This is a genomic window from Streptomyces sp. NPDC047886, from assembly GCF_043204435.1.
GTDB lineage: Bacteria > Actinomycetota > Actinomycetes > Streptomycetales > Streptomycetaceae > Streptomyces.
Window position 1 is genome coordinate 87237 of sequence record NZ_JBIDCF010000012.1, and the last position, 22283, is coordinate 109519.

Consider the following 22283-nt stretch of genomic DNA (forward strand, 5'->3'; position numbering starts at 1 on the left):
GGGCCGCCGACCGCCTGGCCGGCCGGATCGCACATTCACGGCTCCACACGGGAGGAACAGGCGTTGCACGTCCAGGAGTGGCTCGAGACCGTGCCCGCGGTCAGCATCTACATCCTCGTGGGTGTCGTGATCGGCCTCGAAAGCCTCGGCATCCCGCTGCCCGGCGAGATCGTCCTCGTCAGCTCGGCTCTGCTCGCCTCCCAGCACGGTGAGATCGACCCGTACATCCTCGGCACCTGCGCGACCGCCGGCGCCATCATCGGCGACTCCATCGGGTACGCCATCGGCCGCAAGGGCGGCAGGCCGCTGCTCACCTGGCTCGGCGGGAAGTTCCCCAAGCACTTCAGCGAGGCCAACATCGCGATGGCCGAGCGGTCGTTCGAGAAGTGGGGCATGTGGGCCGTGTTCTTCGGCCGCTTCGTCGCACTGCTGCGGATCTTCGCGGGCCCGCTCGCGGGTGTGCTGCGCATGCCGTACTGGAAGTTCCTCATCGCCAACGTCTTCGGCGGGATCCTCTGGGCGGGCGGCACCACCGCCGTCATCTACTCGGTCGGCATCGTCGCCGAGGCATGGCTGAAGCGCTTCTCCTGGCTGGGCCTGGTGCTCGCGGTGGCCGTGGGCCTCACCTCGATGCTCCTCCTGAAGAACCGCGCCAAGAAGGCGGCCGCGCGGAACGAGGCGAAGGCCGCGGACCAGGGCGCCGCCCCGGCCGGCACGGCGGTGCCGCGGCCCGCGACGCGCGGCGGCGCGGAAGCCGGGGCGGCCACGCCGGAGACGGCCGCCGTGGGCGCCGAACCGGTCACGGCCGGTGCGGCTCCGGCCGACTGACCTCCGCCCCTCCGGCTCCCGGGGGCGGTGCCCGCGCGGCTCAGGCCCCGGGGCCCTCGGGGGTCGCGGGCGGGGTGTGCGCCTCGCGGTGCTGCCGGGCCAGTTCCAGGTACATCGCGGCGTTGAGCTTGATGCCCTCGCGCTCCTCCGCCGTCAGCTCGCGCCTGACCTTGGCGGGGACGCCCGCGACCAGGGAACCGGGCGGCACCCGCATCCCCTGCGGTACGAGCGCCTGTGCGGCGATCAGGGACCCGGCGCCGATGTGGGCGCCGTTGAGAACGGTCGCGCCCATGCCGACCAGGACGTCGTCCTCCACCGTGCAGCCGTGCAGCACGGCGTTGTGGCCGACCGAGACGCGCTCGCCGACCGTCACCGGGAACCCCGGATCGACATGAACGGTGCAGTTGTCCTGGATGTTGCTGTCGGCGCCGAGGACGATCGGGCCGCAGTCGGCGCGCAGCACGGAGTGGTACCAGACGCTCGACCCGGCGGCCATCGTCACCTCGCCGACCACGACCGACGTCGGCGCGGTGAACGCCGTCGGGTGCACCTCCGGCTCGTGGCCGCCCACGCCGCTGATCAACGCCCGCTCCGTCATCCGCCTGCTCCTCGCCGTGCCTCGGTGTCGTTCCGTGGTGATCCTCGCGCCGGAGGAACCGTATGCGACGGCCGCCCGCCGCGCGGCGGTGGGGTGAACATCACAGCCGGCCCGGCGGATCGGCCCTGACGCGGCCGACTACCGTGTGCGAGTGCCGAAGAACAGAAACACGTTCTCATCGCTCGGCGCCTGGCGGCGCCGCGTCCTCGCCCGGGCCGTCCATCGCGGCTGGCAGTGGGTCCAGGAGACGGGGGCCGTCACGGCCGAGCGTCCGGGACGACTCCGGTTCCGCCGGCTCGGGCCCGGCACCCGGCTCGCGTTCCCGCAGGGGACGGTCTTCGGCGAGGCGTGGATCGAGGTGGGCGACCACTGCGTCATCGGAGAGCAGGTCACGCTCACGGCGGGGATGCTGCCGGACCTGGATCTGGGCCCCGACCCGGTTCTCACGCTGGGCAACGGTGTCGTCCTCGGGCGCGGCAGCCATGTCATCGCGGACGCGGCGGTGACCATCGGCGCGGACACGTTCTGCGGGCCGTACGTCTACATCACCTCGACGAACCACAGCTACGACGACCCGCACGAGCCGGTCGGCCGGCAGTGGCCCCGCGCCGAGCCGGTGGAGATCGGCCCCGGGTGCTGGCTCGGCACAGGAGCGGTGATCCTGCCGGGCGCGAGGCTCGGCCGGAACGTCGTGGTCGCGGCTGGCGCCGTCGTACGGGGCGAGGTGCCCGACCACGCGGTGGTGGCCGGGGCGCCGGCCCGCGTCGTACGCCGCTGGGACGCGGAGAACGGCTGGCAGCCCCCGCTGCGCACACCGCCGCCCGTGCCGGTGCCGGAGGGCGTCACCCCCGAGCAGCTGGCCGCGCTCGCGGGCCTCGACGAGAGCTGACCGCACGGAGCGGACGGCGGGCGCCGCCGTCCGCGCGGGTTCCGCCCGCTCAGCCGGCGGCCAGCAGGACGGTGCCCGCGAGCGCCAGCCCGGCCCCGGCGGCCTGCACCGCCCGCAACCGCTCGCCCAGCACCCCGCGCGCGGCCAGCGCCGTCACCACCGGATAGAGGCTGGCGAGAACGGCCGCGACCGTGACGGGGCCCGTCTGCGCGGCGATCGCGTACGTGCCGTTGGCCGCGACGTCGGCGAGACCGACGAAGGCCAGCGCGGGAAGCGCGGCCCGGACGACGCCCATCCCGCCGTCCTCGGGCAGAGCCCGCCCGCCGCGCCGCACCGACACGTACAGCGCCGCACCGCCGACCGCCACATTGGTGACGCGCTGCACGAAGAGCGCGAGGAACAGTCCGGTGAGCGTGGTGGACGCCTCGGCGATGAGCGCCATCACCGAACCGAACCCGAAGGCGGCGACCAGCGTCAGCAGCACCGCCTGCCGGCGCACCGGCGCGCCGCGCAGTTCGGGGCCGCCCGCGAGGACCACGCCCGCGACGGCGACGCCGATTCCGGCGAACTGGAGCAGCCCGGGGCGCTCGCCGACCAGCAGCCCGACCGACACCGGAACGACCACGCCGAGGGATCCGAGCGGCGAGACGACGCCCATCGGGCCGAGCGCGAGGGCCTTGTAGAAGGCGAGCATGGCGGCCGGGCCGACGGCGCCCGCGGCGACCGCGTACCAGAGGCGCGGCCCGGCCTCGCTCCAGGCGCCGGTCGCCAGGACGACGGCGCCCAGCACCGCGACGGCGATGGTCTGCGAGACGACGACCACCGTCAGGGCGGGCGTACGGCGGGTGAGCAGTCCGCCGCCGAAGTCGGCCAGCCCCCACAGGAGGCTGGTGGCCAGGGCGAACAGTGCCGTCATGGAGTCCTCGCAGTACAGTGCGGTGAACGATCGGGTGCACCACACCGTAGTGCAGTCTATTGAACTCTGTCATCAAAGATATTGGACGGAATGTGTCGGACCTCGACCAGCTCACGCAGTCGCTCGCGCGCAACCTCAAGCGGTGGCGGGGGGAGCGGGGCTTCACCCTGGACGCTCTCGCGGCCCGAGCCGGGGTGAGCCGCGGCATGATCATCCAGATCGAGCAGGCCCGCACGAACCCGAGCGTCGGCACGACGGTGAAGCTCGCCGACGCGCTCGGCGTCTCCATCACCACCCTGCTCGACTACGAGCAGGGCCCGCACGTCCGGCTGGTGCCGCGGGAGCAGGCGGTACGCATGTGGTCCACGCCCGGCGGCAGCAGCACCACCCTGCTCGTCGGCACCGAGGCGCACGGCCCGCTCGAACTGTGGTCCTGGACCCTGATGCCGGGTGACGGCAGCGCCTCCGACGCGCACCCCGACGGCACGACGGAGCTGCTCCACGTCACGGCGGGAGAGCTGACGCTCGTGGTCGACGCCGAGGCCCACCAGGTGACGGCCGGCATGTCGGCGGTCTTCGAGTCCAACGTCCCGCACGAGTACCGCAACGACGGGGACGTGCCGGTCGAGATGACGATGGCGGTCTCCATCCCGCCCGTACGCGGAATCCCGCCCGTACGCCACTGAGCCCGGCCGCCCGTACGCCACCGGCCCCACCCGTACGCGACCGGCCCCGCCCGCACGTCACCGGCTCCGCCCGTACGCGACCGGCCCAGCCCGTACGCCGCTGGACTCCTACGGTCCGGTCGCCGGGGTCGGTCGTGTCAGTCGCGGCCCAGGCCGAGGCGCGGGATCTCGACGGCGGGGCAGCGGTCCATGACCATGTCGAGACCGGCCGCGCGGGTGCGGTCGTACGCGTCCTGGTCCACGACGCCGAGCTGGAACCAGACCGCCTTCGCGCCCGCCGCCACCGCCTCGTCGGCCACCCCGCCGGCCAGGTGGCTGTTGACGAAGACGTCCACCACGTCGACGGGGAAGGGGATGTCCGCGAGCGAGGCGTACCCCTGCTCGCCATGGACCGTCTCGGCCTTCGGATGGACGGGCACGATCCGCTTGCCGAAGCGCTGGAGCCCGGCGGCCACGCCGTAGGCCGCGCGGGACCGGTTGTTCGACAGGCCCACGACGGCCCAGGTGTCACCGGACTCGGTGAGGATCTTCCGGATCGTGTCCGTCTCGCTCTGCATGCCCACGCCCTCCTGTAAAGGTCTCCTCCCCGTCAACGGGCGGATGCGCTGGGTGATTCCCGCCCAGATCCCGCCCAGGCCGCGACGGGTTCCCGTCCGGCTCCCGTCCGGGTCTCGCGGACCGGGCGGCACAGCGCGCCGCATAAGGTGGGCGGATGCAGGAGCAGTACCGGACCGTCGCCCGCGCGGGCACGCACGAGACCGAGATCAACCGATCGCGCTTCCTCTGCGCCCTCGCGCCCGCCGCCACGGAGCGGGAGGCGCAGGACTTCGTCGCGCGCGTCCGCAAGGAGCACCCGACGGCCACGCACAACTGCTACGCGTACGTGATCGGCGCCGACGCCGCCACGCAGAAGGCGAGCGACGACGGCGAACCCGGCGGCACGGCGGGCGTGCCGATGCTCCAGATGCTCCTGCGGCGTGAGGTGCGTTACGTCGCCGCCGTCGTCACCCGCTACTACGGCGGCGTCAAGCTCGGCGCCGGCGGACTGATCCGGGCGTACGGCGGTGCGGTCGGCGAGGCGCTGGACGCCGTCGGCACCGTCACGCGGCAGCGCTTCCGGCTCGCCACCGTCACCGTCGACCACCAGCGGGCCGGAAAGCTGGAGAACGACCTGCGGGCGACCGGCCGCACCGTGCGCGACGTGCGCTACACCGACGCCGTCACCATCGAGATCGGCCTGCCGGACGCCGACGTCGACGCCTTCCGCGGCTGGCTGGCCGACGCGACGGCCGGCACCGCACGCCTCGAACTGGGCGGCGAGGCGTATGGCTGAGCCCGCGTCGGGGCCGACGGGATTCCCGGACACCCCCCGCGCTGTCATACCCGGCCACTACGCTCAGGGATCATGAGACTCCTGCACACGTCGGACTGGCATCTGGGGCGGTCCTTCCACCGCGTCGGCCTGCTGGACGCCCAAGCCGCGTTCCTGGACCACCTGGTGGCGACGGTCCGCGAGCACGACGTGGACGCGGTTCTCGTGGCGGGCGACGTCTACGACCGCGCCGTACCGCCGCTCGCCGCCGTCGAGCTGTTCGACAGCGCCCTGCACCGCCTCGCCGACGCGCGCGTACCGACCGTGATGATCTCCGGGAACCACGACTCCGCCCGCAGACTCGGCGTCGGGGCGCGGCTCATGGAGCGCGCCGGAATCCATCTGCGCACGGATCCGGCCGGTGTCGGCACACCGGTCCTGCTCTCCGACGGCCACGGCGACGTGGCCTTCTACGGCCTGCCGTACCTCGAACCGGCCCTCGTCCGCGAGCGGTTCGGCGTCCGCAGGTCAGGGCACGAAGCGGTGCTCCGCGCCGCCATGGACCGGGTCCGCGCCGACCTGGCGGGCCGCCCGGCCGGCACCCGCTCCGTCGTCCTCGCCCATGCCTTCGTCGCGGGCGGCGAACCCAGCGACAGCGAGCGCGACATCACCGTCGGAGGAGTCGCCGCCGTCCCCGCCGGGGTCTTCGACGGCGTCGACTACGTGGCGCTCGGCCACCTCCACGGCAGCCAGACCCTCACCGAGCGCGTGCGGTACTCCGGCTCACCCCTCGCCTACTCCTTCTCCGAGTGCCACCACCGCAAGACGATGTGGCTCGTCGACCTCGGCGCCGACGGCGAGATCGCCGCCGAGCGCGTCGACTGCCCCGTTCCGCGCCCCCTGGCCCGCCTCCAGGGGACCCTCGCCCAGCTGCTCTCCGACCCGGCGCTCGACCGCCACGAGGACTCCTGGACCGAGGTGACCCTCACCGACGCGGTGCGCCCCACCGAACCCATGGCGCGGCTCACCGAACGGTTCCCGCACACCCTCAGCCTCGTCTTCGCCCCCGACCGGCCGGACGGCGACCCGCACCTGTCGTACGCACAGCGGCTGCGCGGCCGCGACGACCACCAGATCGCGGAGGACTTCGTGGCCCATGTAAGGGGCGGGACGGGCCCCGACGCACCGGAGCGCGCCGCGCTGCGCGGCGCCTTCGAGGACGTACGGCTCGACCTCGCCCGCCGCGAGGTGGCCGGGTGAGGCTGCACCGGCTCCACGTCACCGCCTTCGGCCCGTTCGGCACCACCCAGAGGATCGACTTCGACGCCCTCTCCACCGCCGGCCTCTTCCTGCTGCACGGGCCGACAGGCGCCGGCAAGACCTCCGTCCTCGACGCGGTCTGCTTCGCCCTGTACGGAGCGGTGCCCGGCACCCGCCAGGGTCCCGCCAACTCCCTGCGCAGCGACCACGCGCCCGTCGGCACGCCCACCGAGGTCCAGCTGGAACTCACCGTCGCCGGGCGCCGCCTGGAGATCACCCGGAGGCCCGCGCAGCCCCGCCCCAAGAAGCGCGGCGGCGGCTTCACCACGGAGAAGGCCCAGTCCTGGCTGCGCGAACACGACCCCGCCACCGGCACCTGGCGGGCGCTCAGCCGCTCGCACCAGGAGATCGGCGAGGAGATCGCCCAGCTCATCGGCATGAACCGGGAACAGTTCTGCCAGGTCGTGCTGCTGCCCCAGGGCGACTTCGCCCGGTTCCTGCGCGCCGACGCCGAAGCGCGCGGCAAGCTCCTCGGCAGGCTCTTCGACACCCGGCGATTCGCTGCCGTCGAGGAACGCCTCGCCGAACTGCGGCGCGCCGCCGAACAACAGGTACGGGACGGCGACACCAGGCTCCTCGCCCTCGCCCACCGCATGGCCCAGGCGGCGGGCCCGGCCGCCGCCGACTGGCCGGCCCCGGACGGCAAGCCCGGCGAACCCGGACTCGCCGAATCGGTCCTGACCTGGGCGGCCGTCGCCCGCTGCGGCGCCCGCGAGGCACGGGACGCCGCCGCGTACGCGCTGGCCGCGGCCGAGAGCCGGCACGCCGCAGCGCGCCGCGCCCTGGACGACGAACGCCGGCTCGCGGCGCTCAGGCAGCGGTACGACGACGCCAGGCGGCGCGCCGCCGAACTCGACACCCGGCGGGCCGAGCGCGACACCTGGCAGGCCCGGCTGGAGCAGGCCCGCAAGGCCGACCGGGTCGCCGGGCCGCTGAGCCTGCGCGACGACGCGGAGCGCGAGCACCGGGCCGCTGCCGCCACCCGTGACCGGGCTGTCTCGGACCTGCCCGCCGACCTCGCCGACGCGGGCGCCGAACAACTCGCCGCGCTGGAACGGCGCCTGCGCCAGGACCTCGGCGGACTCGACGCGGCCCGCCGCGCGGAACGGCGCGGCACCGAGATCGCCCGCGAGCGCGACGACCTCGACCGGCAGGCCCGCGCCGACGAGGGCGCCCTCCAGGAGACGGCCGACTGGCTCGCCGGATGGGACGCCACCCGCCGCGACCTCCAAGGCCGGGTCGAGGCCGCCCAGGAAGCCGCCACCCGTGCCGAACACCTCGCGGGACGCCTGGAACCCGCCCGCAGGCGGCTGGCCGCCGCCCGCCGCCGCGACGCGCTCGCCGAGGACGTCACGGCCGCCGCGAACCGGCTCGCCACCGCCCGCGAACGGGCCAACGCCGCCCACGAGACCTGGCTCGACCTGCGGGAGCGGCGGCTGCGCGGCATCGCCGCCGAACTCGCGGCCGGGCTCGCCGACGGCGAGCCGTGCGCGGTGTGCGGCTCGGCCGACCACCCGGCGCCCGCACGCGCGGGCGCCGGCCATGTCGACCGCGCCACCGAGGACGCCGCGTACGAGGCACACACCCGCGCCGACGAGGAACGCTCCACGGCCGAACGCGCCCTCGCCGTCGTACGGGAGGCTCTGACCGCGGCCCGCACCGAAGCCCTGGAGGGTGCCGACCAGGAGCCCGACGCCCCTGCAGGCGCGGTCACGCCCGCTGGCGCCGTCGCCCCGGCGGACGCCGTCCGCGAGCCCGCCGTCGCCGAGCTGGCCGCGCGCGTGGCCGAGTTGGAGCGGGAGCACGCCGAGGCGCACGCACGCGCCGCCGCCACGCACGCCGCCCGGGAGGCCCTCGACCGTGCCGCGCGGGAGCACGAGAACCGGCTGGCCGCCCAGCGGCAGGCCGAGCAGCGCGCCGCCGCGCGGACCTCCCGGCGCGAGGCGCTCGACCGGGAGCAGACCGCGCTCGACGCCGAACTGGACCGGGTGCGAGGCGGCGCCGACGGCAGCGTCGCCGAGCACGCCGCCCTGCTGGAGCGGCGGATCTCCGTGCTCGCCTCCGCCGCCGAAGCCGTACGGGCCGCCGAGACCTCCGCCCGCCGCCTGAAGGAGGCCGACGACCGGCTCGCCGACGCCGCGTTCCGTGCCGGGTTCGCCACACCCGACGCGGCGGCCGCCGCGCTCATCGGCGACGACCGGCGGCGCGACCTCCAGCACCGCCTCGACGCCTGGCAGGCCGAGGCCGCCGCGGTCGCCGACCGCCTGGCCGAACCCGACAGCCGCGCCGCCGCCGAAGGACCGCCCGGCGACCCGGCGGCGGCCGAGGCCGCCCACGCCGCCGCCGAGCGCGCCGCACGCGAAGCGGCCTCTGCCCTCTCCGCCCACCGGGAGCGCTGCGTCGAACTCGACCGGCTCTCCCAGCGGGCGGCGGCCGAGGTCCGCCGGCTCGGCCCGCTGCGGGAGGAGTACGACCGGGTCGCCCGGCTCGCCGGGCTCACCGCCGGCACCTCCGCCGAGAACGAGCGCAAGATGCGCCTGGAGTCGTACGTCCTGGCCGCCCGCCTGGAACAGGTCGCCGCCGCGGCCACCACCCGCCTGCTGCGCATGTCGTCCGGCCGCTACACCCTCGTCCACTCCGACGCCAGGACCGGTGGCAAGCGCGCCGGGCTCGGCCTCCATGTGATCGACGCCTGGACGGGCAGCGAACGGGACACGGCGACGCTCTCCGGCGGTGAGACCTTCTTCGCCTCGCTCGCCCTGGCCCTCGGCCTCTCCGACGTCGTCACCGACGAGGCCGGCGGTGTACGCCTCGACACCCTCTTCATCGACGAGGGCTTCGGCAGCCTCGACGACCAGACCCTGGACGAGGTGCTGGACGTGCTCGACTCCCTGCGCGAACGGGACCGCTGCGTCGGCATCGTCAGCCACGTCGCCGACCTGCGGCGCCGCATTCCCGCGCAGCTGGAGGTCGTCAAGGCGCGCCGGGGCTCGGCGGTGCGACTGCGGGGCGCCTGACCCGGCCGGGCCCCGGTCCCGGCCAGGCCCGTCCGGCCAGGCCCCGGTCCCGGCCGGGCCGCCGCCTCGGGGTCAGCGGCCGATGGGCCGGCGAGGCAGCGGCGAGGAGTACACGACGCTCGTCGTCACCGAGCCCAGGGTGGCCACCTTCCCGGAGACCTCCTCGAGATGGCTCATCGAGCGGGCGGCCACCTTCAGCACGAAGCAGTCGTCACCGGTCACATGGTGCGCCTCCAGGATCTCCGGAGTGGTGTCCAGGAGGTCGTGGAACGGCTTGTAGTTGCCGTGCGGGTAGCGCACCCGGACGAAGGCGAGGATCGGCAGTCCGACCCGGTCGTGGTCGACCACGGCCGTGTAGCCGCTGATCACCCCGGCCTCCTCAAGGCGGCGCACCCGTTCGGTGACCGCGCTCGCCGACATGGAGACGGTGCGGGCCAGTTCGGCGAAGCTGGCCCGGCCCTGCCGCTGGAGAGCGTCGAGAATGCGCCAGTCGGTGGCGTCCGGTGAATATCCCGTCATGGGTGATGAATAGCAGGGGATTCCCCGGCGAATCAAGGTGAGCGCCGGGGATCGTCACTTCAACGAGCGGTCAAGGCGCCTTAGATTCACGGTATGACGACGACACAGCACTCCACCGCCGCCGAGATCACCACGACCGGCGTCCCCGCGACCGCCAACCCCGTTCTGCGTGTGCCGCCGGCGTCACCGGCCGCTGCCGCCGCCTACTTCTCGGCCTCGCTCGCCTTCCACGCGGATGTCTCCGATGTCGCGTCCGCGCTGGCCGGGGGCGGCGACCCGGGCTTCGTCGTCCTCGACTCGCGCTCCACCGAGTCCTGGGACCAGGGTCACCTTCCCGGTGCGGTGCACCTGCCGACCGCCCTCATCCCCGAGCAGGCCGAATGGCTCCTCGACAGGTCGGTGCCGGTCGTCACGTACTGCTGGGGGCCGGGCTGCAACGGCGCCACACGCGCAGCCCTCGCCCTCGCCGAACTCGGCTACCAGGTCAAGGAGATGCTCGGCGGCTTCGAGTACTGGGCACGCGAGGGCTTTCCGTACGAGACGTGGGAGGGCACCCGCAGGCGCGAGGCCGACCCGCTGACGGCGCCGCTCGACGCGGACGACTGCGGCTGCTGACCGCCACCGGGGGCGGAACCGACCGGGGCGGGCCCGTTCCCGGACACCGCCCCGGAACAGGCCCGCCCGCCACGGGAACCTTCAGGACCCCGCCCCGGTACCGACCGGCCCGCCGCCCCGTACGTACCGGCCCGCCGCAGGCCGTCACCTCACAGCCGCGACAGCTCGTCCACCAGGTCGTCCAGGCCGAGCGGTCCCTGAGACAGCGCCGCCATGTGCCACTTCTTCGCGTCGAACGCGTCGCCGTGCGCCTTGCGCGCGTTCTCCCGGCCGAGCAGCCAGGCACGCTCGCCCAGCTTGTAGCCGATCGCCTGCGCCGGCATCGACAGGTAGCGGGTCATCTCGCTCTCCACGAACGACGGCGGCCGGCTGCTGTGCGCCTGGAAGAACTCCTGCGCCAGCGCCGGGGTCCACCGCTCACCCGGGTGGAACGGCGCATGCGCGGGGATCTCCAGCTGCAGGTGCATGCCGATGTCCACGATCACCCGGCAGGCCCGCATCATCTGCGCGTCCAGATAGCCGAGCCGCCGCTCGGCGTCCGGCAGGAAGCCCAGCTCGTCCATGAGCCGCTCCGCGTACAGGGCCCAGCCCTCCGCGTTGGCGCTCACCCCGCCGATCGTCGCCTGGTAGCGGGAGAGCTGGTCGGCGACGTGGACCCACTGCGCGATCTGCAGGTGATGACCCGGTACGCCCTCGTGGTACCAGGTCGACACCAGGTCGTACACCGGGAACCTGGTCTGGCCGTCCACCGGCAGCCACGTGCGGCCGGGGCGGGAGAAGTCCTCGGACGGCCCGGTGTAGTACGGTGCCGCGGCTCCGCCCGGGGGAGCGATGTGCGACTCCACCTTCCGTACCCGCTCGGCGAGTTCGAAGTGCGTACCGTCCAGTGCGTCGATGGCCTCGTCCATGAGTCCCTGCAGCCACACCCGCACCTCCTCGACGCCCTCGATGTGCGTGCCGTGCTCGTCCAGGTGGGCCAGCGCCTCCCACGGGCCCGCGCCCGGCAGGATCTTCGCGGCCTCGGTCCTCATCTCGCCGAGCAGCCGGTGGTACTCGTCCCAGCCGTACGCGTACGCCTCGTCCAGATCGAAGTCGGTGCCGTTGAAGTAGCGCGACCAGCGGGCGTACCGCTCCCGGCCCACCGTGTCGGGCGCACCCTCGACGGCGGGCGCGTACACGTCGCGCATCCAGTCGCGCAGCGCGGTCACGGCCCGGTCGGCGCCGCGCGCCGCCGTGTCCAGTTCGACCCGCAGCGCGGTGGGACCGTCGGCGGCGAACTCCTGGAACCAGCCACGCCGGGCGCCGTCGCCGCCCGCCCACTCGGTGAGCTGGTCGATGAACGTCGCCGTGGCGCGCGGTCCGCCGAGCAGCTTGCGCTCCAGGCCCAGTTCCAGCGACTGCCGGTACCCGTCCAGCGCGGCGGGCACGGCACGCAGCCGCTCCGCGACGGCGGCCCAGTCCTCGTCGGTCTCGGTGGGCGTCACGGTGAACGCCATGCGCACGCTGTGGGCGGGGGAGCGCATGTTGCTGACCGCGCACAGTGCTTCGTCGGCCTCGTGGATCGCCAGCTCGGCGGTGAGACGCTCCCGCAGGAGGCGTCCGCAGCGCCGTTCGGCGTCGCTGTCGGCACCGGGGCCGCGCTCGGCGTCGTCCAGCCGGACCAGCGTCTCGCGGGCCAGCGCGGCGAGCTCTTCCTGACCGGCGGGGGTGAAGTCCGGGAGGAGACCGGCGCTTTCCCGGACGCCGAGGTAGGTACCGGTGATCGGGTCGAGTGCGATGAGGGCGTCGACATAGGCGTCGGCGACCTGGCGGGGGAGAGCGTTGCGGGCGGTATCTGGCATGGAGACATCCTCGTACGCGGCCGGGGCCCGCGTCATCTCATTCGATCTCACTCGGCTGACAAATGAGCGGCCCGGCATGGACGGTCGCCGTGGCCGGGGGCCGCCGGGCACCTGCGGTGCGGCGGACGAGCGGCCGGGCGGTCCCGTTCCGGCCCGGGGCCGCATCCCGAGCCCGATCGTCGCAGGTCGGCAGGGTGTGCCGGAGCCACATGCCGGGTGCGGTCGGCCGGATCGCGATGACGGGGGCACGTCCGCGCCCGGGTGGGCCGCGACGGCCGTCCGCCCGGCGGAGCGTTCCGCCGGGGCGCGTGCCGGGGTCTTCAGGGGGCGGCGACGGCGGTTGCCCAGCGTCGCCGAGTTTGGCCGGAACATGTCGCAATCAGGCCCGGGGCGCGACGGGTGCGCGCCGCAATCAGGCCCGGGGCGCGACGGGTGCGCGCCCCGGACCTGCTCGTCGTCCTCAGCCGTCCGTACGCGGATGGGGGGACCGGTCGGCCGGCTCCAGGACCGGGGCCAGGTCTCCGCCGGTGAGCGGGGCGCGGCCTCCGCCGGTGATCGGGGCCCGGTCTCCACCGGTGAGCGGCTGGGACCTGAGCCGGGCGGTGATCACCAGGGTGCCCTCCTCGATCTGGTAGTCGAGGGGCAGGTTGAGGGCGCGCATGGCCGCCACCATCCCGGTGTTGGAGGACTGGGTCACGGCGTACACGCTCTCGCACCCGGCTTCCACGGCCAGTGCGACGAGGCGGCTCAGCAGCTCGGAGCCGATGCCACGGCGCTGCCAGTCGTCCTCGACCATCAGGGCCACCTCGGTCTCGTCGCCGTCCCAGAGCAGATGCCCCAGGGCGACCAGCCGGCCGGACACGGTCTCGGCGGCGAGCGTGCGGCCGAACCGGGGGCTGAGCAGGTGGTTGAGGTAGCGGTCGGCGTCACCGACCGGGCCGTGGTACCGCAGGGACAGCGTGCGGTCCGAGCAGCGGTCGTGCATCGCGCGCGCGGCCGCCACATCGTCCTGGCCGGCCCGGCGGACGGTGATCTCGTTGCCCTCCGGGAGCGTCAGCACATCCTGGCTGCGCGGGATGCGCGGTCCGAGGCGCGCGTCGAGCTCGACCAGGGCTCGTGCCCGGGCGAACTCGGTGGGCGTGAACGGCAGGTAGGGGCGCTCGACGCTGATCACGCCGCCGTTCGGATCGCGCAGCCGCATGACGGTCTCGCCCTGCTCCAGTACGCCTTCGACCGGCGCCGTCTGACCGGTGGGCCGGCCGGTCAGCGACACCGCCGGCAGGGAGTGGATGGTGCACCGGCCGAGCAACTGGCGCAGTGCCAGCGGGAGTTCTGCGGCGTCGAGGGCGGTGCGGGTGGCGAGGCCGAGGACCCGGGTGGGGGTGTCGACCAGGTCGTGGGCGTCGGCGCGTTCGATCCAGGTGCCGGTGCCGCCCGCGTGGGCGATCTCCCGCGTGAGCTCGGTCGCCTGGAGCGGCCGGGGCGCGCGCAGCAGGAACTCGTCCACGGTGCCGTCGGCCAGTGGGTGGGTCTGGAGGGTGAGGATGTCGACCCGGAGGTGGGCGAGGGCGTTGCACAGGGCCGCCAGGCTGCCGGGCTCGTCACGAACCGTCGTCCGCACGCGCCACAGCACCGTGCCCGAGGGCTCGCCGGAGCCGGAGCCGGATCCGGAGCCGGAGCCGGACCCGGCCTCGCTCCGCGCTCCGGCCCCGGTGGCGGCCGTCTGCCGGGAGCCGGGTGCGCCCGCGCCGGGCGATCCCCCCGGATCGCCCGACGGCGGGGCATGGCTGTGCCGGCGTGCCCACCATGTGTGGAACGCCGCCGTGGCGATCAGCGCGATCGCCGACACCACCAGGAGGTACGGCCCGTCGGGGCCGTGCGCGACGGTGTTGGCGATCGCGTCGGCGACGGCGACGGCGGTGAACAGGGCGGCCAGTTCGACCAGGTCACGCCGCCAGTGGTGGTGGCGACGACGACGGCCGGTCTTCGCAGAAGTCACATCGGTCATGGCGCCACTGTGGCTCAGTGGTGTTGCGCGATCACGAACGGTGTGTGACTGACTGGTTAAGGATGGATCTGGTCGGATAATTGGCTATTTAAGCAATTTGTGGCGTGCGCTGTCCGATGTCGTACCCCAGCGCTTTCGCCAGCCGTCGGGCCTGCACCACTACCTGGGAGCCTCCCCGGCGGTTCGCCGCCGCCTCCAGCCACGGTGCCGCCCCGCCGTCCGCACCGTCCCCGAAGCGGCCGCACCGCTCGACGCACTCGGCGGCCACGGCCAGTATCTCCCCGAGCCCCCGCGCCGGTTCGCCGCCTTCGAGCAATCCGGGCAGCGCCGCGCCGAGAACCGACGCGATCGTGTCGTACGCCCCCGTCGCGGCGGCCGTGCGCAGCGAGTCCGCCAGCCGGTTCGGCTTGACCGTACCGACAGCGACCAGCTCCGCCAGGTCGGCGCCGAGCCGAGCCGCGTCCAACTGGCCCCGCGCGGCCAGCACGAGCAGCGCGTCCACGGCGGTGAGCCGGTCCTCGGGGAACCGGGCCCCCAGCCCGCAGGCGAGCGCCAGGTGCAGCGAAGGACCCGCGTCCCCGCCCCCCTCGGCCAGCGGCATCAGGAACCACGCGCCGTCACGCGCCTCGTTGTCGGCGGCGGCCGTCGCGCCGGCCAGCAGCCACGCCGCCAGCCTCTCCCGGTCCTCCGGCAGGACCGCCGTCCACCGTGTCCACTGCGTCCGCTCATCGCGCCAGAGGTGGCACATTCCGTCGGACGCCGCACGCGGGCGCCCCAGGGCCTGGAACGGAGCCGGCAACTCCCGCTGGATCCAGTCGTCCTCTCCCGTCCCGACCCCGATCCGCCGGACGACGGGCCGGTCCGCATACGACCAGACCGGCCTCGGCACCTCCACCGTCCGGCGCTCTACAACGGGGGACGGGCCGCCCGCCGTCAGCCGGGCCGCGAGCCGCTCACCCTCCCTGGTCCCCAGCAGGGCGGCGGCCTCGGCCGCCTCCGCCACACCCGGTCCTGTCCTGCGCACCCGCAGCAGAGCCTGCGCGAAGTCGACCGCCCCCGGCGCGGCACCGAGGCGCCGATAACCGCTCAGCCGCTCCACGAGATCACCAGGTTCGATGGTGCCCGTGTGCCAGGTGGGCGTCGCGACCAGGAACGGCAGCGGGCTGCCGAGGACGTGCCACGCGGCCTCCCGCGCCCTGGCCGCCGAGATCGCGTCGAGCACCTGGTGCACACAGCCGCCACCCGACTGCCGCGCCAGCACCCCGTGCAGCCGCCGGGACGTCACCTTGCCGACGAGGGCGGCCACGACCAGGTCCACACCGGTCAGCCGGTCGAACGCACGGTCCGCGTACGCGTACCACCACAGGTCGCGGACCAGCGGATCGAGCGCGTCGGCCAGCGCCCGCCGGTCCCGGTACGCGAACCGCACCAGCCCGTCGAGGGCCCGCTCGGCCTCCCCGGGGTCACCGCCGTCCGAGTGGAGCAGCGCCACCACCTCCTCCACCAGTTGCGGCAGACTCCCCGCCACCGGGGCCACGCGCTGCCGCTCCGGCACGGGCGGCAGCACCTCCTCGTACGGACCGGTGTCCTCGGCCGCCGGCAGCGCGTCCCCGAACACCTCGGCCGCCGCCGCCCGATGCACCGGACTCAGCCGGGCCGAAGCCTCCGCCAGCTCGCCCCGCACCTCATCGCCGACCGCGTCCACATACCGTCCGACCAGCTTCAGCGCCCGCTCCTGCACCGACGTGTCCTCGTGCCCGAACGCCTCCGCGAGCACCGGCAGCAGCTCAGGCGCCCCACCCCGATCGCGCCGCAGTGCCTTCCCCACCAGCACCAGCTGCGCGCGGACGAGCTTCTTCTCGGTACGGAACAGCACCGCCCCCGACACCTCCGCCAGGGCCCGCGCCGACAGCCCGCCCGCCTCGGCCAGGCGGGACAGCACCGCCTGGGCGTGGCCCGCCACGGTCGACGGCGCGTCGGCGGCCATCCCCATCCAGTCGGCCGTACGGGCCCGCTCCTCGTCGAAGGTCAGCTCCAGGCGCCTCAGCACGTCCAGGAAGAACCGCAGATCGCCCGTCTTCCCGCCGCGCAGCAGCCGGGACACACACCGGTCGGTGAACTCGGCCCGGTCCACCACTCCTTCGGCGGTCAGCGCGACGAGCGACCGGGGCCACCACTCGTGCCACGACAGCGGACCGGCGAGCTCCGCCGTCTCGAAGAGCCGGGGGACCAGCACTCGCGTGTACGGGTGATCCGCCAGCTCGCGCACCGTCCCGTGGCCGGCCAACTCGTCCACCCAGCCGTACACGAACGCGTCCGTCGTCGGCACCTCGCACCCGGAGCGCCGTACCAGGGCGTCGATCAGCGGGTAGTCGTCCCGCGCCGTCGAGGCCCGCCCGGCGAGCCGGTGGGCCACGTCGCCCAACCACTCCGGAGCCCGGTCCGGCACACCGCACAGCAGGTCGAACAGCACCTCGTGCGGCAGCCGTTCCCAGTCCCGCAGGTCGCGCGCGCCGATCCACGCGGCGGACGCGGCCGCCCCCGTGTGGCAGCCGGCCCCGGCGAGGATCAGCGCCCGCTGGATGCGGCGGCGCTTGTCCCAGTCGTTCCAGCCCCAGCCGCGCACCTCCGCGCGCAGCGCCTTCAGCTCCGTCAGGGCCGCCTTCCGCCCCGCCGCGTCCAGCGACCGCACCAGATCGGGAACGGGCTCGCAGGCCCCCGCCCGTACGGCGTCCAGCAGCTCGCTCGGCCCGCTCATCGCACACCGCCCGCGACCAGAGCGCCCCGACGCACCATCCGGACCGCCAGCGCGTGTTTGCACGGACCCCGCCTGCCCCGGTAGTCCGCCCACCACTGGCACGTGCAGCTCAGCACACCGCCCGACTCCCGCACCTGGTACCGGCGCTCGCCGGACGCCACCGTCGCCACGTCACCGGTCTGCTCCACCGCCCCGGACGAGGCGAGCGCACGGGCGGCGACCAGCCGCGGATTGTGCCGCTCGGCCCGATCCGCGTCGTACGGCAGCTCCCGGTGGAAGTACGCGGCGTCCGCCACGTCGTACCCCACCCGGCCGGCCGTCCCCAGCCGGGTCAGCGCCGCCCGCACCCGCTCCACCGAGATGCCCGCCTGCGCGGCCAGCTCCGCCGGGTCGATGCGCGGCTCCCACGCCAGCAGCACCGACACCAGCTCCGCGTCCTGCGCGGCCTCCTCCGTGGCCAGGGCCTCCAGCACTCCGCCCTCGCCGGAGAAGCCCCGCGACGCGTCCGGCGACAGGGTGAGCGTGAGCCGCATCCCCGGCAGCGTCACCTCCCAGGCGCTCGCCGTCGCCGCGCCGGCGGCCACCGGCCCGTACACCCGCAGCGCCGTGGCGTGCCGCAGCACCCGCTGCAGCGCGACGAGCCGCTCCGGGCCCGGCAGGCAGACGGCACCGGCCGTCGGGCGGGTCGCCGGACGCAGCGTCCGCCCGGCCGGGACCACCCACAGCGGGCCCCGCGACGTCCCCGCGGAGCGGGGCAGCGACCGCAGGAACCGCACCGCATCGGCGGCGGGCAGCTCGGCCCGCAGATCGAACCCCGCCGACACCACCTGCGCCTCGGCGAAACCTCGCAGCCAGCGGTCGGGCAGTGGCACCTTCTTCTCGACGACGGCACCGTCGAGCGTGGTGACCGCCAGCTCATCTGGGCCGACGCGAAGATGCAGCGGATCGTCACCGGTCAGCCGGGAAAGCGCCTCCCGCAGCGGATTGTTGACGTCCACATTGGTCGTCCCATGGCCGGTGTCCGAACCGTCCAGGCCCTCGCGCAGCACGTCGAGGCGGGCGTACACCCCGCCGCAGCCCGAGAAGGACTCGAACCGCAGCCGGTCCCCGTTCCCCGTCACCACCGGGTCCAGCGACGCCGGCCGCTGCCGCTGGTAGTACCGCGCGGCCGCGACGTCGGCGACCGCGAGCAGCCCCCGCGCCGCCGTCTGCGGCGACGTCAGGAAACCGGAGAAGAAACGGGGATGGGCCTCGGCCCCGGCGGGTGTCAGCCCGCCGGAGGTCTCCAGCCCGAGCAGTCGTCCTGCCTGCGACGACTCGAGGGCGGACGGGCGGGAGTAGGCGAGTGCCTGCACGGATCGCGTCATGTCTTCGACCGTAGGACCCACCACTGACAATCGGCCGGCATCCACCCGCCGCCCGCCCGTCACCGACCGGTACGTCCCGGTCGCACCTCACCTCGCCGAACACCGCGGCCCCGCCTCCGGCGCGCGGACGGGGGGTCAACTCGGCGGTTTCGCCGTCGGTATCGGCCTCGCCGTCACGCCGGGCCACTCCGCCGGCGACGTGTCCGGCGCGCTCGGACGCCCGCACCAAGACCCGCTCCGGGGCCGGAGGGGTCATCCCGGGTGCGGGCGTCGTCGTGGGGAAACCGCCCGCGCCAGCATGCGTACGCCCCGCTCGATGTCGGACGGGGGCAGATGGGCGTACCCGACCACGAGCCGCACGCCTCCGCCTGCGGCCGTGTCACCGATCCTGGCCGTGTCACCGCCCCCGGCCGCGTCACCGCCCACATCCCCGTCCCCCTCCCCGTACGCCCCGCCCCGGGGCCGCGCGGTTCGGCAGTCCGACAGCGGGCGCAGCCCGACTCCCGCGGCGGCCGCCCGTCTCAGGAACACCGGCGCCGGACCGTATACGCCCGGCACGCGGGCGATGACGTGCAGGCCGGCCGCGATCCCCGTGACCTCCGTGCCGGGCAGGTGCTCGCGCAGTGCCGCGATCAGCACGTCACGCCGCTCCCGGTAGGCGCGCTGACAGCGGCGCAGCTGACGGTCGTAGCCTCCCCGCGTGACGAAGTCCGCCAGCACCGCCTGGTCGAGCGCGGGATGGCCGAGGTCGGCCGTGCGTTTCCGCTCGACGATCTCATCGGCCAGCTCGCCCGGCACCAGGAGCCAGCCCAGACGCAGCCCCGGGGCCAGCGACTTGCTCACCGAACCCGCGTACAGGACACGCTCCGGGTCGAGGCCCTGAAGGGCGCCGACGGGGGCGCGGTCGTAGCGGAAATCCCCGTCGTAGTCGTCCTCGATCACGTAACCGTCCACCGCGCGCGCCCAGTCGAGCAGTACGGCCCGGCGCTCGGCCGAGTAGGCGATCCCGGAAGGGAACTGGTGCGAGGGCGTCGTCACCACCGCCCGTACCCCGGCCGCGCGGAGCGGCCCTGGCGTCAGCCCCTCCCCGTCGAGCGGCAGCCCCACCGTCCGCAGTCCCGCCGACGAGAACAGGCCGTCGTGCTCCGGGCTGCCGGGGTCCTCCACGCCGATCTCCCGCAGCCCCCGCGCGTGCAGGACGGAACCCAGCAGGGTCATCGCCTGCGCGACACCCGAACACACCACCACCCGCTCAGGATCGGCCACCACACCGCGTCTCCGGGTGAGCAGGGCGGCCAGCGCCGTACGCAGCTCCGGGAGGCCGCGCGGATCGGGATAGCCCAGCGCACGGTGCGGCAACCTGGACAGCACGGCCTTGTTGGCAGCCGCCCACGCGGTCCTGGGGAACAGCGACAGATCCGGGGTTCCCGGCCGGAAGTCCACCTGGACACCGGCAGGGCGCGGCGCGAGATCCCGCGCGCCCGGCACGGCCGCGCGCGCCGCCTCTCCCACCCACGTTCCCGCGCCCCTGCTGCTGCGCAGGTAGCCCTCGGCGGTGAGCTGCTCGTAGGCCTCCGTCACCAGCCCGCGCGAGACGCCCAGATCGGCGGCCAGTTCACGGCTCGACGGCAGCCGCGTCCCGGCCGTGAGCCGCCCCGACCGTACGGCCTCGCGCAGCGCCGACTGGAGCGCCCGGCCCCGCCGCCGGGGCGCCACGGCGACCGAGGGCAGCAGCAGTTCCCACGCGGCGCTGCCCGGCAGCCCGTCCGGCCGCCCGCCGCGCACCGCGCCTCCCGTACCCTCCATGGCGGTGACCCTACAAGCGCACCGGCCGGCCGCCGCGGCCGCAGGGGCCGAAGTGGCCCCCGAAGCGGAGCGGCGAGTGGACCCCGACCGAGGCCCGCGCGCTCCCTAGCGTCGACACCATGAACGCGACCCACCTGCGAGGCGCCCTTCTCGCGGCCTTCGCCTGCGTCCTCGTCGGCGCCTCCTTCACCGCCAACAGTGTGCTCGGCGAATACCCGTACGCCGGCGGCCAGGCCCTCCGCTACGGTCTCGCCTGCCTGCTGCTCCTGCCTCTCGTCGGACGCGGCGGCCCGGCCAGGCTGCGGGCGCTGACCGGCCGCCAGTGGCTCCGCCTGGCCGTTCTGGCCGCGCTCGGGATGGTCGGCTTCAACCTCGCGGTGCTGGCCGCGGAGCGTACCGCCGAGCCCGCCGTGCCGGGCGTCCTGGTCGGCTGCGCCCCGGTCGTCGTCGCCGTGGTGGTCCCGCTGGCGGACGGCCGCCGGCCCGCCCGCCCCGTGCTGTACGGCGCGCTGCTCGTCGCGGCGGGCGCCTTCACCGTGCAGGGGTGGGGGCGTACGGACAGCGCCGGCCTCGCCTGGTCGGCGGGCGCCCTCGTCGGTGAGGTCGCCTTCGCCGTACTGGCGGTGCCGGTCCTGAAGCCGCTCGGGCCGAAGCTGCTCACGGCGACCGTCTGCGGTGTCGCCGCTCTGGAGGCGGCCGTGCTGGGTGTCCTCCTGGACGGGGCGGGCGCCGTGCGCGTGCCGACGACGCCCGAGACGGTGGCGCTGCTGTGGCAGGCGGCCGTCGTCACGGTGGTCGGGTTCGTCTGCTGGTACGCCGGGATGCGGCGGATCGGCGCCGAGCGGGCCACCCTGTTCTCCGGGCTGATCCCGGTGGCCGCCGCGCTCACCGCGCCGCTCGTCTCCGCCGGTTCGTACGGCCTCTCCCAAGCCGTCGGCAGCGCGCTCGTCGCCCTGGGGGTGGCCGTCGGCTCAGCGGCTGCCGTCGAGGATCACCCGCGCGACCAGCGCCGGGTCGTCGTTCATGGGGACGTGGCCGCATCCGGGCAGGCGGACGAGCCGGGCGCCGGGGATGGCCAGCTTGGCCCGCACGCCCTGGCGGCGCAGCAGCAGCCTGTCCCGGGTGCCCCACGCGATGGTGACCGGCAGCCCCGGTACGTCGTCGGCGAACCGCACGTCGCGCCCGGCGGCGAGCGTCTCGTGGAAACCGGTCGCCCCGCGCAGCGCGAGGGTCTCCGCGACGACCGCCTCCGGTGACCGCCGCCCGGGGCGGGCGTAGATGGTGCTGGTCAGGGCCGTGCGCCCGGCGGACGACCGGGAGAGCCGCTCGATCATGGAGACCGGCAGGGAGAGCGCGCCCGCGCGCATGGCGCGCAGCGTGGCGAACGCGTACATCCGCTCGCTCTCCGTCCAGAACCCGGCCGGGGAGAGCGCGGTCACCGACCGGACCAGTTTCTCCCGGCCCAACTCCAGGGCCAGCAGCCCGCCGAGCGAGTTCCCCGCCACATGGGGCCGCTCGACGCCCAGGGCTTCGCAGAAGGCGCCGAGCACGGGCACGACCGTGGACAGGTCGTGGGCGAGGCCGTCGGGCAGGGCGGGGGAGGCGCCGAAGCCCGGCAGGTCGACGGCGATGACGTCGCGTTCGGCGGCCAGCACGTCCAGCACCGGGTGCCAGGCCTGCCAGTGGTGCCCTATGCCGTGGAGCAGCAGCAGCGGCTCGCCGGCGCCCGCCCGCTCGTACCGCACGGACAGGGTGCTCGGTCCCCTCGGGGACTCGATGGTGAACGAGAGGTGTGCGGCCATG

General features: G+C 74.8%; 17 protein-coding genes and 1 pseudogene. 8 read left to right on the forward strand and 10 right to left on the reverse strand.

Annotated features, from left to right (window positions below; translation table 11 throughout):
- Positions 1–63: 63 nt before the first annotated feature.
- Positions 64–828, forward strand: a complete 765-nt coding sequence (locus tag ACGF5U_RS28980; protein WP_392717083.1) for a DedA family protein — start codon at positions 64–66, stop codon at positions 826–828.
- 40 nt (positions 829–868) lie between these two features.
- Here ACGF5U_RS28980 and ACGF5U_RS28985 read toward each other — a convergent pair whose 3' ends face one another.
- The gene (locus tag ACGF5U_RS28985; protein WP_392717081.1) at positions 869–1426 is read right to left on the reverse strand and encodes a gamma carbonic anhydrase family protein; all 558 of its coding nucleotides are present in this window, start codon (positions 1424–1426) and stop codon (positions 869–871) included.
- Positions 1427–1577: 151 nt separating this feature from the next.
- On the opposite strand from ACGF5U_RS28985, the gene ACGF5U_RS28990 reads away from it, so the two are divergent.
- Positions 1578–2315: an acyltransferase gene (locus tag ACGF5U_RS28990; RefSeq protein WP_392717079.1), complete on the forward strand. Its 738-nt coding sequence runs from the start codon at positions 1578–1580 to the stop codon at positions 2313–2315.
- Between the two features lie 49 nt (positions 2316–2364).
- On the opposite strand, the gene ACGF5U_RS28995 is transcribed toward ACGF5U_RS28990, so the two are convergent.
- A complete protein-coding gene (locus ACGF5U_RS28995) occupies positions 2365–3231 on the reverse strand; it encodes an EamA family transporter (protein ID WP_392717077.1) in 867 nt (288 codons plus the stop codon).
- 92 nt (positions 3232–3323) lie between these two features.
- On the opposite strand from ACGF5U_RS28995, the gene ACGF5U_RS29000 reads away from it, so the two are divergent.
- A complete protein-coding gene (locus ACGF5U_RS29000; RefSeq protein ID WP_392717075.1) occupies positions 3324–3917 on the forward strand; it encodes a helix-turn-helix domain-containing protein in 594 nt (197 codons plus the stop codon).
- Between the two features lie 137 nt (positions 3918–4054).
- Here the strand turns inward: ACGF5U_RS29000 and ACGF5U_RS29005 are convergent, their stop codons facing one another.
- Complete coding sequence (locus tag ACGF5U_RS29005) at positions 4055–4474, reverse strand: CoA-binding protein (protein ID WP_392717073.1); 420 nt, start codon at positions 4472–4474, stop codon at positions 4055–4057.
- A gap of 155 nt (positions 4475–4629) precedes the next feature.
- Here ACGF5U_RS29005 and ACGF5U_RS29010 point away from each other — a divergent pair, with 155 nt between their 5' ends.
- The 3 genes from ACGF5U_RS29010 to ACGF5U_RS29020 all read left to right on the forward strand — a co-directional run bounded on the left by ACGF5U_RS29010 (position 4630) and on the right by ACGF5U_RS29020 (position 9566).
- The gene (locus ACGF5U_RS29010) at positions 4630–5250 is read left to right on the forward strand and encodes a YigZ family protein (protein WP_392717071.1); all 621 of its coding nucleotides are present in this window, start codon (positions 4630–4632) and stop codon (positions 5248–5250) included.
- A gap of 72 nt (positions 5251–5322) precedes the next feature.
- A complete protein-coding gene (locus ACGF5U_RS29015) occupies positions 5323–6489 on the forward strand; it encodes an exonuclease SbcCD subunit D (RefSeq protein WP_392717069.1) in 1167 nt (388 codons plus the stop codon).
- On the forward strand, positions 6486–9566 hold the full coding sequence (locus ACGF5U_RS29020) for an AAA family ATPase (RefSeq protein WP_392717067.1): 3081 nt from the start codon (positions 6486–6488) through the stop codon (positions 9564–9566). Before ACGF5U_RS29015 ends, ACGF5U_RS29020 begins: the two co-directional genes overlap by 4 nt.
- Before the next feature lie 72 nt (positions 9567–9638).
- On the opposite strand, the gene ACGF5U_RS29025 is transcribed toward ACGF5U_RS29020, so the two are convergent.
- Positions 9639–10085, reverse strand: coding sequence for an Lrp/AsnC family transcriptional regulator (locus ACGF5U_RS29025; RefSeq protein ID WP_392717065.1), 447 nt, complete (start codon positions 10083–10085; stop codon positions 9639–9641).
- Positions 10086–10178: 93 nt separating this feature from the next.
- On the opposite strand from ACGF5U_RS29025, the gene ACGF5U_RS29030 reads away from it, so the two are divergent.
- Entirely contained in the window at positions 10179–10700 is a 522-nt protein-coding gene (locus tag ACGF5U_RS29030; RefSeq protein ID WP_392717063.1) for a rhodanese-like domain-containing protein, read from the forward strand.
- A 149-nt stretch (positions 10701–10849) separates the two neighbouring features.
- On the opposite strand, the gene ACGF5U_RS29035 is transcribed toward ACGF5U_RS29030, so the two are convergent.
- The 5 genes from ACGF5U_RS29035 to ACGF5U_RS29055 form a co-directional block, all read right to left on the reverse strand.
- Positions 10850–12541, reverse strand: a complete 1692-nt coding sequence (locus ACGF5U_RS29035; RefSeq protein ID WP_392717061.1) for a DUF885 domain-containing protein — start codon at positions 12539–12541, stop codon at positions 10850–10852.
- Between the two features lie 460 nt (positions 12542–13001).
- Positions 13002–14549: a GNAT family N-acetyltransferase gene (locus ACGF5U_RS29040; RefSeq protein ID WP_392717059.1), complete on the reverse strand. Its 1548-nt coding sequence runs from the start codon at positions 14547–14549 to the stop codon at positions 13002–13004.
- Between the two features lie 88 nt (positions 14550–14637).
- Entirely contained in the window at positions 14638–17307 is a 2670-nt protein-coding gene (locus tag ACGF5U_RS29045) for a DUF6493 family protein (RefSeq protein ID WP_392717057.1), read from the reverse strand.
- Complete coding sequence (locus tag ACGF5U_RS29050; RefSeq protein ID WP_392717055.1) at positions 17304–18674, reverse strand: SWIM zinc finger family protein; 1371 nt, start codon at positions 18672–18674, stop codon at positions 17304–17306. Before ACGF5U_RS29050 ends, ACGF5U_RS29045 begins: the two co-directional genes overlap by 4 nt.
- A 252-nt stretch (positions 18675–18926) precedes the next feature.
- Positions 18927–20480, reverse strand: coding sequence for a PLP-dependent aminotransferase family protein (locus ACGF5U_RS29055; protein ID WP_392717053.1), 1554 nt, complete (start codon positions 20478–20480; stop codon positions 18927–18929).
- Between the two features lie 119 nt (positions 20481–20599).
- Between ACGF5U_RS29055 and ACGF5U_RS29060 the strand changes: the two are divergent.
- A pseudogene (locus ACGF5U_RS29060) lies at positions 20600–21436 on the forward strand (DMT family transporter); the annotation flags it as partial.
- A gap of 15 nt (positions 21437–21451) precedes the next feature.
- On the opposite strand, the gene ACGF5U_RS29065 reads toward ACGF5U_RS29060, so the two are convergent.
- Positions 21452–22282: an alpha/beta fold hydrolase gene (locus tag ACGF5U_RS29065; protein ID WP_392717051.1), complete on the reverse strand. Its 831-nt coding sequence runs from the start codon at positions 22280–22282 to the stop codon at positions 21452–21454.
- Position 22283 lies beyond the last annotated feature (1 nt).